Below are 12,693 nucleotides of genomic sequence, written 5' to 3'. Positions count from 1 at the left end.
CGGGCTGGTTTCACCAGCCCGTCCGGCGATTGAGGACAAAGGTCCCACCCCGCCCCAAGCCGGCCGCAGGCCTTTCGGGAAGGGGCGGGGTGGGGGAAGAACTCACTCCCAGTGCGGCCACTCAGGCGCATACCCGCACCAGTCCGAAGGACACCCGACCTTGTAGGCCCGAGTCACTGTCTCGGTGAGCGAGGCGCCCCCGGGCGCGGATCCGGTGACCTTCAGCGAGACCCAGCCCTGGGACAGCCCCGGCACGGACACGCGCCAACTGCCGTCCGCCTTGCGCACCTTGGCCGAGGCCCAAGTCGCCCCGTCATCCGTGGAGTACTCGACCCGTACCCGGTCGACCGCAGCCCCCCGCGCCCCGGCCTGATACCCGAATCCGACCCCGAACTCGAAGGCCCGCCCCACCCCGACGGAGTTGTCCCCGTCGAGCCCGGCAACGTCGTACCGCGTGTCGAGCAGCCCGAGCGCACGCTCGGACGACGTACGCCCCGAACGGAACCGCCAGGTGTCCGACACCTGGGTGCCCAGCTCCCAGGACGAGCTCTCCCGCCGCACCGTCGAGGTCAGCTCGTACGCGGCATTCCGCGCCGGCACGTCGAACACGCCCCGCCCGCCGGAGTCATTGCGCCCGACCAGCTCACCACCGGCGGTCCGCAACTCCGTCGTCCCGCTCTCCAGCTGGGGCGTGGCCACGGACCGGTGACCGCGCGCGTCGGAGAGCATCGGCAGCGCGAGCCGCAGCTTGTCGCCGTCGCGGGTGGCCTGGGCGCGCCCGTCGGAGCCGGTCACGGACAGGGACGGGTTGAAGGGGCCGGTGAGCCAGTTCTCCTCGACCGTCCTGCCGCGCCGGTACACGGTCGGCTCGGTGAACTGCTCGCCGAGCGTCATGTCCCGCTCCCCGTCGGGCACCAGGTATTCGAAGGTCGCGGCCGTCCACGGCACATCGGGCGTGTAGTACGCGGTCAGCTTGTGCGGCGCCCGCACCACCGTGTTCTGCTGGACCAGGTTCAGGCCCGCGTAGCGCGCCCAGCCGTACAGGCCCTTGACGTCATTGGGGTATCCGGTCGTGCGCACGCTGTGCTCCACGCGCGCCAAGTCGGCGCGCCTGTCTACCCAGTTGGCGCCCGCGGGGACGCCGTTCTCGTGGCTGTGGAACGTGAAGTACGCGCGGTCGCCGTTGCGCTGGGCCTTGATCTCCAAGGTGACCGGGCCGGCCGCGAGGCGCCCCCGGAGCAAGGTCTGGGCCGGCTCCTGCACCACCAGGACCTGGTCGTCGGGCTCGGCGGAGACCCAGCCCTTGCCCAGCAGCACCACCTGCGGCTTCTTGGCCAGGATCGCCCGGTAGCGGCGGTCGGCCTCGCCGCCGGGAAGGCCGTAGCCGGGCTCGAACAGCACGATGCGGTCGGCGAGTTCACGCCCGTCCAGGTCCGTGCCGTCGCCCACGTCGACGACCTGGCCCTTGAGGTCCCACTCGATGCGGTCGAAGTAGTACGGGCGGATCGGGATGTCGAGCGGATCCGGTCCGGTCGTCGCGGCGTGCAGGAACGGCTGCTCCCAGCTGGCCCCGGCGAAGTAGGTGACGCCCGGAATCTTGCCGCTGCCGACCGCGTACGCCTTGAACTGCCCGTCGAACAGCGGCGTGAGCAGCCCGGTGGGTGCGCCCGTCACCTGCGAGACCAGGCCCTGGGCGGAACCCTGGCTGCTGATGCGCATCGTCGGGTCGTCGACACCGAGGGTGACCGGCTTCGCGCCGGACAGGTCGGGGGTGACCGTGCGGTCGCCGGTCAGGGTGACGCGTTCGGCGAGCTGGACGGTGGCGACGGAGACGGGCACGTCGTTCTCGTCGTCGTACTCCCAGACGCTCCCGAGCAGCCGGTACGTGCCCTCCGGGAGCCGCAGTTCACGGGTGCCCTCGGTGACTCCGGTCAGCTGGGACTCGCCGGTCTTCTCGTTCTGGACGACGACGTTCGTGTACGCGCGGTCGACGCCGGGACGCTTGGCGGGGGCGGCCAGCGTCAGGGTCGCGGTCTTGGCCTCCGCGTCGATGCCGACGGGGGTGCGGACCCGGCTGCCGTCGGAGCCACGGGCGGTGATCCAGGCGCTGTGCGTGCCCGGCCCGGTCGCGGACCCGTCGATGCGCACCGTGGCGGTCGCGGTGCCGCCCGCCGGAATCGTGAGCCTGCGCTCAGCGAGCGCCACGCGCGCGTAGCCGTCGATTTCGAGGCTGAGGCGGACGCTCTTGTCGCCGGTGTTCCGGTACGTCACCTTCCGGGTGACCTCTTTCGCGTACGGCCAGGTCAGCTCGGCGGAGACGGCCGCCGGGGTGGCCTGCACGCGCGCGTGGAGCGCACCGGGGACGTCGACGCTGCCCGCGCCCTGCTCGTAGACACCCGCGTCGTCCACCGCGTCCGCACTGCCGACGAGGGCCGACTTGAGCTGCTGCGCATCCCAGTCGGGGTGGCCCTGCTTGAGGATCGCGGCGGCTCCGGAGACGTGCGGGGTGGCCATCGAGGTGCCGCTGATGGTGGCGTAGTGCTCGCTCACCGCGACGCTCTCGAAGGTGCCCTTCGCGCGGGCCGCGGTGATGTCGCTGCCGGGCGCGGTGATCTCGGGCTTGACGCCGCCGTCGTCGAGGGCGGGACCCTGCGAGGAGAACTCGGACATGGCGCGCTGCTTGGTGATCGAGCCGACGGTCAGGGCGCTGGGCGCAGCGGACGGGGAGCCGATGGTGTTCGGCTTGCCCTCATTGCCCGCGGCGACGACGAACAACGGGCCGCCCCCGGCGGACAGTTGCTCCACGGCCTGGGACAGCGGGTCACTCCCGTCGCTCGGCTCTCCGGAGCCCAGCGACATGGACACGATGTCGGCCTTCTGGGCGGCCGCCCACTCCATGCCCTCCAGGATCCAGCTGATGTAGCCGGAGCCGCCTCCGTCGAGCACCTTGCCGTTGAGGAGATCGACGCCGGGTGCGACGCCCTTGTAGCGCCCACCGGAGGCCTGACCAACACCCGCGACGGTCGACGCGACATGGGTGCCGTGCCCGTTGAAGTCCTCGGCCGTCTCGTCCCAGGTGAAGTTCTTCTCGGCGACGACGCGGCCCTTGAGGTCCGGGTGGGTGGTGTCAGCCCCGGTGTCCAGGACGGCGACCCTTACACCCTTGCCGTCGAGGCCCTTCTTCCACGCCTCGGGCGCGCCGGTCATCGGCACGCTCTTGTCGAGACTCGCCTCGACCTTGCCGTCCAGCCACACCTTGGTGGCCCTGGCCGTACGTGAGCTGCCCGCAGTCTCCTTCACCAGGCCCTGCCAGACCTCGGCGGCCTCGGTCTTGCGCACGGACCGGGCGGCGAGGCCCAGCTCCTCGAACTCGCCCTTCCGGGAAGCCCCTTGGAGCTCGGCCCGCTCCGTGGCGATGAGCGGGATGGTGGTGCGCTTCGCGTCGTCGTGGCCCTGCGCGACCAGCGCCGTCACATCGAAGAGCTGCCGGTCCAGGCGCCCTGCGCCGAGCGCGTCCGTGGCGTCGACGGGGATGACGTACTCGTGGTCGTCGAGCCGGGCCCGGGTGAACGCGACCTGCTCCCGCCCCTTGCCCGCCCTGACCCCGCTGACCTGCAGGGACTTCCCGCTCCCGGTGTAGGTGACCCGGTCGCCGCTGAGCAGTGTGACCGTGTGCGCGCCGGGTGCGGCGGTGGGCGCGGTCCTGCCCTTCGAGCCCGGCCCCGGGTCGGCCCCGGCGGGCGTGAGCCCGGTGGCGAGCAGGGCGACGGCGGTGGCCGCCACCACCCCCATGGTTCTCGTACGTCTTCCCATCCCGATCCCCATTCCCATCCCCAACCCCTCAGCGCGCGCGGTGCGGGTTCTTGGCTCCTGGCTTCTGGCTCCTGGCGAACACCATTGGCGCGGTTGGGGGTTGGGGGACGCCAGGGGCTGGGGTGGCGGTAACCCGTCATGGCAGGTATCCGCCGCTGAGCGCTCCCGCGAAATTGGCCGCACACGCGGGGAACGTTTCGCCCGTACGCCGCCTCTGGAGGTTGCCCCACCCTCATCGCTGCCCACTGGAGGCCCCCATGCCCACCGCCGAACGCACGGCCCGTCGCGCCGCCACCCTCATCGCCTCGGTCCTGGCCGCCGACGCCGCGCTGCACCTGTTCTGGGCCACCGGCTCCACCTGGCCGGCGGCCGACGAGAAGTCCCTGTCGTACGCGGTCCTCGGCCTGGACACCCCCTTCACCCCACCGGTCCTCGTCCCGCTCGCCCTGCTCCTGCTCACGGCGTCGGGGATCGTCCTGGCCCGGGCCGGGCGCCGCACGCGCGTACTTCAACTGGGCGTACGCGCAGTCACCTTGGGCTTGTCCGCACGCGCGGCAGCCGGTCTCCTCTGGCTCGTCACGAAGTCCCCGGACTCCGCCTTCTACTGGCTGAACCTGGCCCTCTACACCCCGCTCTGCCTGACCCTCGCGGCAGCGGCCCTGCGCGTGGGGCGGTCCCGGCCCGCGACCGACTCCGTCCCCCTGGAAGACTCGCTCCGTGCCTGACGAAGCCACCGTCCAGCGGGTCCGCGCGGCCCAGCGCGGCGACACCCTCGCGATGGCGGCCCTGCTGGACGAACTCACCCCGTACGTGGGCCGGATCTGCGCCCCGATCGCCCTCGACCAGGGCCCGGACGCGGCGCAGGAGGCCCTGACCGCGGTGTTCCGCGCGCTCCGCTCGCTCAAGCAGCCGGCCGCGCTGTACGGCTGGGTGCGGGCGATCGCGGTCCGCGAGGCCGTCCGGGTCGCCCGTCGTTCGGCCCGCGCGGTCCCGGCCGACCTGAGCGAGCTGCCCGCGCGCGGCGACCCCCAACTGGCCGCCGACATCAGGGATGTCCTGGACCGCCTCTCCCCCGAGCACCGCGCGGTCCTGGTCCTGCGCGACATCGAGGGCCTGGACGAACGGGCCGCGGCGGAACTGCTCGGCCTGCGCGTGGGCACGGTCAAGTCCCGGCTCTCGCGGGCCCGCGACACCTTCCGGAAGGCGTGGACGTCATGACGTACGAACAGGACAACACCCGGTGGCCGACCACCGACCTGGACCCGGTACGCCGCCTGCACGCGCTCGCGGCGGGCGTCCGCGGCGCCCAGGTGAGCGAGCGCCTGATCGAGGCGCCCTTCGACCAGGTGTGGCCGATCCTGGCCGATCTGGAGGGCGAGTTGGGCCGCGTCCTTCCGGACATGCGAGGCGTACGGATCACCCACAGGAACGGCGAGCAGGTGACGGCCGTGGCCCACAGCAAGTACGGCTTCCGCGCCCGCCTGGCAGGCGTCCAACGCCCCGGCTGGTGCTGGCTGCAGAGCCGCTTCCTGCTGGTGGGGGTCGCGGCGGTGGCGGAGGGGCCCGACACCCGGGTGGCGCTCACCGGGGGCGTACGGGTGCCGGGGCGGGCGGCGTTGGTACCGGTGGGGGTGGGGCTGTCGGGGCGGCGGAGCCTGGACAGGTTGGGCTCTCTCTTCAGCCCGCCCTCAGCTCTCTAGCCCGTCCGGCATCTCTCTAGCCCGTCCGGCATCTCTCTAGCCCGTCCGGCATCTCTCTAGCCCGTCCGGCGTTTGAGGACACCGCCCGGAGGGCGGAAAGCTCCGCAGGATTTAGGGAAGGGGCGGGGAGGGGCAAAATCAGCCCGTCCGGCCAGGACCGGGGCCCGGGGCAGAGCCTCGCGACCTGGGCCCGAACAGACCCACCTCCACCCGGAGTTGGGCCTCCCCTTGGGCCCATGGACCCGTGCCCAGCCACACGGACATACCTAACTTGAGCCCATGGCTCAGGCAGAGGCCCCACCCCACCCGCTCCCCCACCGCGTGACCCACCTCCGCCTGCTCCTGGCCACCGCATTCACGATCACCGCCGCATCCACCCTGGGCGTACTCCTCGTGGCCCCACCGAGCGGCCAGCTCCTGGGCAGACTCGCGTACGCCGCAGCCCCCACCACACTCGGCCTGTGGCTCGCACTGCGCACACGCCGCGGCGGCATGCGCACGTACGCCGGCCTCGCCGCCGTCCAGATCTGGCTCACCCTGGGCGCGCTGAACACGATGGGCTCGGGCAGCGGCCGCGGCCTGACCCAGCTCCTGATCCCGGCCGCGATGGCGGCCCTGCTCCACCGACGGGACGTACGCGACTGGTTCCGCAGCGCCCCGGACACCCGCGACCCCGGCCGCAGCAGGGGCCGCGCACGGGGCTTCAGCCCGGCCCGGATGCTGAAGTGGCGGCACAGCGAGGAGGGGCAGACCACCGCCGAGTACGCGGGGCTGCTCACGATCATCGCGGGCATCGTGCTCGCCGTACTGGCCCTCGGGATCGGCCCCCAGGTCGCCACCACCGTGCAGAACGCGGTCTGTTCCATCACCGGCATGGGCTGCGCGGCCCCACCCACCACGGACGAGAGCGGCGACAAGCCCGGCAACAACGACGGAGACGAGACCGAAGGCGACGAGAACGGGAACGGGAACGACGACGGAAGCAAGGACGGAAGCGACAACGGAGACGAAGACGAGAACGACGACGAGGGCTGCTTCTCCGGCGTAGGCGCCTTCTTCGGCTGCGCGAAGGACCAGACCGTCGGCGCGGTCGAGGGCATCGTCGTGGACGGTGCCTGGGGCGACGTCAAGGACACCGTCAACTCGGTGATCCACCCCATCGACACCGTGAAGGACACGGTCACCGGCCTGTGGGACTACGGCAAGGACTGGGTCACCACCGAGTTCGACGGCTACCGCGACAAGTGGAACGACGGCGACTACCTGGGCATCGTCGGCCAGGCGGTGACCGTCAACCCGCGCCTGATCTGGAAGCTCGGCGGCGACTTCGTCGTCACCCCGGAGGCCCGCGAGGCCTGGAGCAACGGGGAGTACGGCAGGTCGATCGGCCAGGTCCTGTGGAACGGCGGCTCGCTGTTCATCCCGGGCCTCGGCGAAGCCAAGATCGTCCAGAAGCTGACCAAGCTCCGCAAGATCGCGGACGGGGCGCACGACGCGGGCAAGAAGCTCCCGGACGGCAAGAAGCCGGACCCGGACGGCAAGAAGCCCGACCCCGACGGCAAGGACCGCGACCTACCGGTCACCTGCCCGGCGTCGTACCACGGCAACGACGGCAGCCTCACCGAATCCCCCGGCGCCCCGACCGTGGTCCTCGCGGTCTACCAACACCCCGCAGACCCAGCCGAATCCGGCATCGTACGGATCAACAACCGCCGCTGCGGCCGCATCAACCTCAACGACTCCGGCAACACGCTGTCCCAGCTCTCCATGCGCCTGCGCATGGAACACAACCTCCCCAGCACCCGCAACATCGCGGTCTACCGCATCGGCGAGGGCCCCGACGCCCGCTACATCGCGGCACCCAACGAGGGCAACCGGGGACTCCACTCGGAGCAGGTCCTCGACCAGTACCTGAAGGACAACGGCATCTCGCCCGACGAGGTGACCGGTGTCTACTCCGAGCGCCAGCCGTGCATTTCGGGCGCCGAGTGCGCGCGGATCGTGGGCCGCTACCCGAACGCGCAGAACGACATCTCGTGGAGCCTGGAGCCGGATGTCGGCATCAGCGGGAAGAAGAACCTCGCCAGGAATGCCGGAAGGATCGGCGAGGCGCGGGGAAACTACCAGGGGCCGTCCGGAGACCTGCCGGGCGACGGCGACGTCACCTGGCTCGGCAACTGACCCCCGCCGGCCGGGCGGCCGAGCGGCCAATCGACCACACGTACAAGGAGATCCATGCACGACGAGGCTCAGCGCGCCTTCGACACCGCGCTCACCCGGGACCTGGACGGCCTCGTCGCCGAGGGGCCGCCCGCGGCGCGGGCGACGGCCGTCGCGCGCGGCTGGGACCTGCCCGCGGACGCGGTGGGGGCGCTGACCCGCTGGGGTGTGCCGGTGCTGCCGGCGGGCCCCTCCGGGATCTCCACCCTCGCCGGGGACGTGCAGACGGAGCCGGAGCCGCAGCTCATGGCGCGCGGCATCACGGCGTACCGCCTGGCCAGTTACTTCGGGCGGCCGATCGGTGCCCTGCCGGGGAGCGGCGCGGTGTACGGGCTGCCCGAGGAGGAGCACTTCCCGGTGGTGCTGATCAATACGTCGGTGCCGGCGTTCGTCGAGATCGCCTGGCGGCTGCACTTCACCACGCAGGCCCTGATCCCGCTCGACGAGGCCGAGGAGTACGAGCAGTTGGAGGGGAACCTGCAGCGGTTCTGCGACTGGATCCACGAGCTGGATCCCGGCTGCAAGCCGCCGGGCGCGGCGAGTTGGTGGGACGGGATCGCGGGCAGTTGGTAGCGGGGCCCGTCGACGGTGGTCTGTGACCGAAGGTAACCGGCGCCGAACGGGAACCGAACAGATCCAGATCGCGTATACAAGGGCAGGGGGCGGTACGGGCGTCTCGTGCTGCGTTACGCACCGGAAGCCCAGCAGGAACAAGCGGCACGAACCAGTGGTTCCTGGCACGGGGAACAAGCAACAACAGCAGGAATCAGGGCTCAACCAGCGCGGTCCCAGGCTTCGATACGAACAAGATCCAGTCAGCACTGGTGTCGATGTCAGTCCCTGCGGCCATACTGTCGGATGACCAAGGGGGAGGTCACGTGACATACCCGCCGAACGGCAACGCGGAGCGGCCACCTACGGCCCCGCCCACCATGCCCGCAGGGCCGCCGCCCACGGTGCCGCCGCAGGCACCGGGCGGGCCCGGTGTGCCTGGTGCGGCCGGTGTGCCTGGTGCGCCCGTGGAACCCGCGGCTGCCGCGCGTCGCCCCGCCTGGGCCGAGGCCACGGACCGGCTGCGCGCCGCGGCCACCACGGAGCCCGGCCGGCTGCGCCTCATCGGGGCCGTGCTCGCGGTGCTCGTCATCGCGTTCGGCGCCGTCACCGCCTGGCAGGAGTCCGACCGCTCTGCCGCCGCCGACTCCGTGCTGCACCGCAGCCAGCCGCTGAGCGCCGACGCGGCGAGCATCTACCGCTCCCTCGCGGACGCCAACACCGCGGCGGCCAGCGGCTTCCTGACCGGCGGCCAGGAGCCCGCGGACCTGCGCGAGCGATACCAGGACGACATGGACAGGGCCGCGGAGAAGCTGGCCAACGCGGCGGCGAACAGCAAGGGCTCGACCACTTCGGCCGCCCAGATAGCCAAGCTGAACCGGCTGCTCCCGGAGTACGCGGAGCGCATCCAGACGGCCCGGGACAACAACCGCCAGGGCCTGCCCCTGGGCGGCGCCTACCTGCGCAATGCGAACGACCTGATGCAGAACGAGATGCTCCCGGCCGCCGAGGAGCTGTACGACGCCGAGAAGGCCCGCCTCGACTCCGACTACGCCGACGCGAAGTCCTACCCCTGGGTGGCCATCTTCCTCGGCCTGGTCGCGCTCGGCGCGCTGGTCTGGGCGCAGCGCCGCAACTACCGGCGGACCAACCGGGTGTTGAACCACGGCCTGGCCACCGCGACCGCCGCGACCACGGTGGTGCTGCTCTGGCTGTCGGTCGGCCACACCCTGGCCTGGTCGGCGCTCTCGGACTCGTACGACAACGGCATTCGTTCACTGAATGTCCTCAACGACGCCCGGATCAGCACCCTTCGGGCCCGCAGTGACGAAAACCTCACGCTGGTCGCACGCGGCGCCGAGACCGTCACCAAGGAGGGCAAGGACAAGGGCAAGGACGCCTACGACGTCAGCTTCATCAAGCTGATGAAGTCCCTGGACGGCGGCCGCGGCGACCGCCTCGAAGGCTCCCTCGACAAGGCCCTGGCACTGGGCGACGACGAGGGTGACGCTCCGGTCAAGGCTGCGATGGATGCCGTGGAGGCTTGGCAAAAGCGCCACACGGCCGCCCGCGAGGCCGATACACAAGGTGACTACGAGACGGCGCTCGCCCGGGTCATCGGCGGGAAGGACTCCAAGGGCAAGCTCATCGAGAAGAAGGACGCCACGGGCGAGTGCTTCGACGTGGCGGACAAGGCGCTCGACCAGGCCTTGGCACTGGAGAAGCAGGACTTCCTGAGCGCTGCCGAGGACGGCAGGGGGGCGATGACGGGTCTGCCGATCGGCGCCGCCGTACTGGCCGTGCTGGCCGCGGCGGGTGCCGTGCTCGGTATCGGGCGCAGGCTTTCGGAGTACCGGTGAGAGGGGGCGAGATGACCAAGATGAGGGCACCACTGGAGTTGAAGCGTCCGTTCGCCAGGCTGCGCGGCTGGGGCGGCGTGGCCTCGATGGCCGTCGCCTGCCTGCTGGCCGCGTGCTTCGTGCTGCTGCCCGTGAAGGGCGCCGCGGACGAGCAGGTCGCACAGGGCGGCTCGGGCGTGGCCCACGCCGTCCAGGCGAAGGCCGAGAAGTGCGACGACGAGAGCCCGGACAAGAGCCTGCCCAAGTCCTCCGACGACGGCCCCACAATCGAGGCGATCAAGGCCCGGGGGGACAACGCCAAGCTGGTCATCGGCGTCGACCAGAACAGCTACCGCTGGGGCTACCGCGACCCGGACGACGGCAAGTTGCACGGCTTCGACATCGACCTCGCCAAGGAGATAGGCCGCAGCATCATGGGCCACGAGGACGCGGTGACGTTCCGCGCGGTGCCGACGAACCAGCGCATCCCGATGCTCAAGAGCGGCAAGGTCGACCTGATCGTGCGCACGATGACGATCAGCTGCTCGCGCAAGGCGGAGGGCGTCGAGTTCTCCACCGCGTACTTCAAGACGGGACAGCAGGTGCTCGCGCCCGAGGGCTCCCCGATCAAGGGGTACGACGACACGCTGAGCGGCCGCCGCGTCTGCGTCGCCGACAAGTCCACGGCCGACGAGGCGCTGAAGAAGGAGTCGCACGGCGCGAAGATCATCCGCGTGGTCAACCAGCTGGACTGCCTGGTGCAGCTGCAGTTGGGGAACGCCGACGCGGTGGTCACGGACAGCGCCCTCGGCGCCGGCCAGGCCGCGCAGGACCCGACGGTGGAGCTCAAGGGCGAGCCGTTCACCGAGGAGTACTACGGCGTGGCGGCCAAGCAGGGCGCCGACGACTTGGTAAGCCGGGTCAACGACATCCTGGAGAAGTACCGCGACGGCGGTGACGGCAGCAAGTGGGAGAAGGCGTACGACACTTGGCTGAAGGCCGACATGGGTGACAGCCCCGGCCCGCCGCCCGCCAGGTACCAGAAGGACTGAGCGAAGAAGAACTGAACAAAGAAGAGAAGGACTGGGCAAGGACCGGAAGTACTGGCCGGGAGCACCAGCAGGACTGGTCGAGTACCAGCGGAACCAACCGGGTTGAACGACCGTGGCGCCAACCGTGCGCCCAGGTGGGAGAGGTGATCGATGGGCGTCGCGGGACCCCCCGGACCCGTCATGGACCGGGACGAGGTGGACCGTGCCCTTGCCCGACTGGGCGCCGAGCACGAGGCCATCGAGTCCTCGCTGCTCGCGTTGCAGGACCACGCGGGCCGCAGGCTCCTCGAGGGCGCCGGGCTGACCGGCACCACCAAGGAGCGCTGGTCCGTCGCCGAGGGCGAGATCACCCGGCTCTGGGCGTACTTCGACGCGTACACGGACGCCCTGACCGGCGCCCGTGAGGTGCGCGCGCGCCGGCGCTGGCCGAGCCGCGAGGACCTGGTCGAGCTCACCGACGTGCTGCGCGGCGACGGCATCACCGTCTCGGGCGGCGCGCACCCCAATGGCGCGCCTTCTTCGATCACCGGATCGCCCACGCTCTCCGAGCAGTTCACGCTGGCCGACCTGGTCGCCCGGATGAACGAGCTGTATGCGAGCAGCCTGGACATGGTGGTCGCGGCCGACGCGGTCTGGTCCGCGCTGCCCGCCCGGATCGATCTGCTCTCGGCCGAGCTGGCCCGCACCCGGCAGCTCGCCTCCTCCGTCGGCGTACGTCCTGGTGAGCATCCTTCGGGTGACGATCTGGAGCGCATCACAGCCGAGTTGACGTCCCTGCGCGCCCAAGTGATCTCGGATCCGCTGGCGTTCTGGATGCCGTCGCCGTCGCGCAGTTCCGCGCCGGGCGGCGGCCGGCCCGACACCGGGCGGTACGACCGCGAGGCCCAGGCCCTGGAGGAGGTGCGCCGCGAGATCGACGCGGTGCTCACGGTCCGCCAGGACGCCGAGCTCCGGCTCGGCAGGCTGCGCGACGTGCTGTCCCGCGCGGACCGCACCCTCGCCGAGGCCCGCTCCGCGCGCGGTGAGGTGCTTGCGAAGATCGCCGCGTCGGAGGTGCCCCCGGTCAGCGGCCCGCCGACCGCGCTGCAGGATCAGCTGGCGACCGCCGCCGAGTACCGCAGACATGCCCAGTGGCACCGCCTGTCACCGCTCCTGGAGTCCCTGGAGCGCAAGGCGGAGGACGAACTCCTGCGCGCCCGCGAGTCGTTGAGCGCCGTCACCCAGCCGCTCGCGGTCCGCGCCGAGCTGCGCGGCCGCCTCGACGCGTACAAGGCGAAGGTCGCCCGGCACGGCGCCGCCGAGGACCCGCTGCTCATCGAGCGGTACGACGCGGCCCGCCGCATGCTGTGGAGCGCACCCTGCGATCTACGCGTGGCCGAGCAGGCGGTCCTGCGCTATCAGCACGCGGCCGCGGAGGCGCTGGCCGCACGAGTCCCGCAGCAGGGCGGACCACAGGACCGTAGGGGGGAATCTTGACCAGTCAGGAATGTCAGCGGCCCGGTTGCACCGGATCGTACG

At 71.3% G+C, this 12,693-nt stretch carries 9 protein-coding genes; 8 read left to right on the top strand and 1 reads right to left on the bottom strand.

The features are described from left to right. Window positions 1-102: 102 nt before the first annotated feature. Window positions 103-3,783, bottom strand: coding sequence for a S8 family peptidase (locus tag OG430_RS31175; RefSeq protein ID WP_327355965.1), 3,681 nt, complete (start codon window positions 3,781-3,783; stop codon window positions 103-105). A 287-nt stretch (window positions 3,784-4,070) separates the two neighbouring features. Here OG430_RS31175 and OG430_RS31170 point away from each other — a divergent pair, with 287 nt between their 5' ends. From OG430_RS31170 to OG430_RS31135, 8 genes are all read left to right on the top strand, one after another. Beyond that, window positions 4,071-4,538 carry a DUF3995 domain-containing protein gene (locus OG430_RS31170; RefSeq protein WP_327355964.1) on the top strand — a complete coding sequence of 156 codons (468 nt, stop codon included), beginning with the start codon at window positions 4,071-4,073 and terminating at the stop codon, window positions 4,536-4,538. A 52-nt stretch (window positions 4,539-4,590) separates the two neighbouring features. Further along, on the top strand, window positions 4,591-5,031 hold the full coding sequence (locus OG430_RS31165; protein ID WP_327359296.1) for an RNA polymerase sigma factor: 441 nt from the start codon (window positions 4,591-4,593) through the stop codon (window positions 5,029-5,031). After that, window positions 5,028-5,513 (top strand): hypothetical protein, encoded by a 486-nt coding sequence (locus tag OG430_RS31160; protein ID WP_327355963.1) that lies wholly within the window; start codon window positions 5,028-5,030, stop codon window positions 5,511-5,513. Before OG430_RS31165 ends, OG430_RS31160 begins: the two co-directional genes overlap by 4 nt. A 279-nt stretch (window positions 5,514-5,792) precedes the next feature. Beyond that, window positions 5,793-7,694, top strand: coding sequence for a nucleic acid/nucleotide deaminase domain-containing protein (locus OG430_RS31155; protein ID WP_327355962.1), 1,902 nt, complete (start codon window positions 5,793-5,795; stop codon window positions 7,692-7,694). A gap of 54 nt (window positions 7,695-7,748) precedes the next feature. Further along, the gene (locus OG430_RS31150; RefSeq protein ID WP_327355961.1) at window positions 7,749-8,306 is read left to right on the top strand and encodes an SUKH-4 family immunity protein; all 558 of its coding nucleotides are present in this window, start codon (window positions 7,749-7,751) and stop codon (window positions 8,304-8,306) included. A gap of 305 nt (window positions 8,307-8,611) precedes the next feature. Then, complete coding sequence (locus tag OG430_RS31145) at window positions 8,612-10,144, top strand: hypothetical protein (protein WP_442816583.1); 1,533 nt, start codon at window positions 8,612-8,614, stop codon at window positions 10,142-10,144. 11 nt (window positions 10,145-10,155) lie between these two features. Further along, on the top strand, window positions 10,156-11,175 hold the full coding sequence (locus OG430_RS31140) for a glutamate ABC transporter substrate-binding protein (protein WP_327355960.1): 1,020 nt from the start codon (window positions 10,156-10,158) through the stop codon (window positions 11,173-11,175). Window positions 11,176-11,325: 150 nt separating this feature from the next. Continuing rightward, window positions 11,326-12,651, top strand: a complete 1,326-nt coding sequence (locus tag OG430_RS31135) for a hypothetical protein (protein ID WP_327355959.1) — start codon at window positions 11,326-11,328, stop codon at window positions 12,649-12,651. The last annotated feature ends 42 nt before the right edge of the window (window positions 12,652-12,693 follow it).

The organism is Streptomyces sp. NBC_01304, assembly GCF_035975855.1.
Classification (GTDB): Bacteria; Actinomycetota; Actinomycetes; order Streptomycetales; family Streptomycetaceae; genus Streptomyces.
This window is presented reverse-complemented; position numbering and strand designations above follow the sequence as displayed.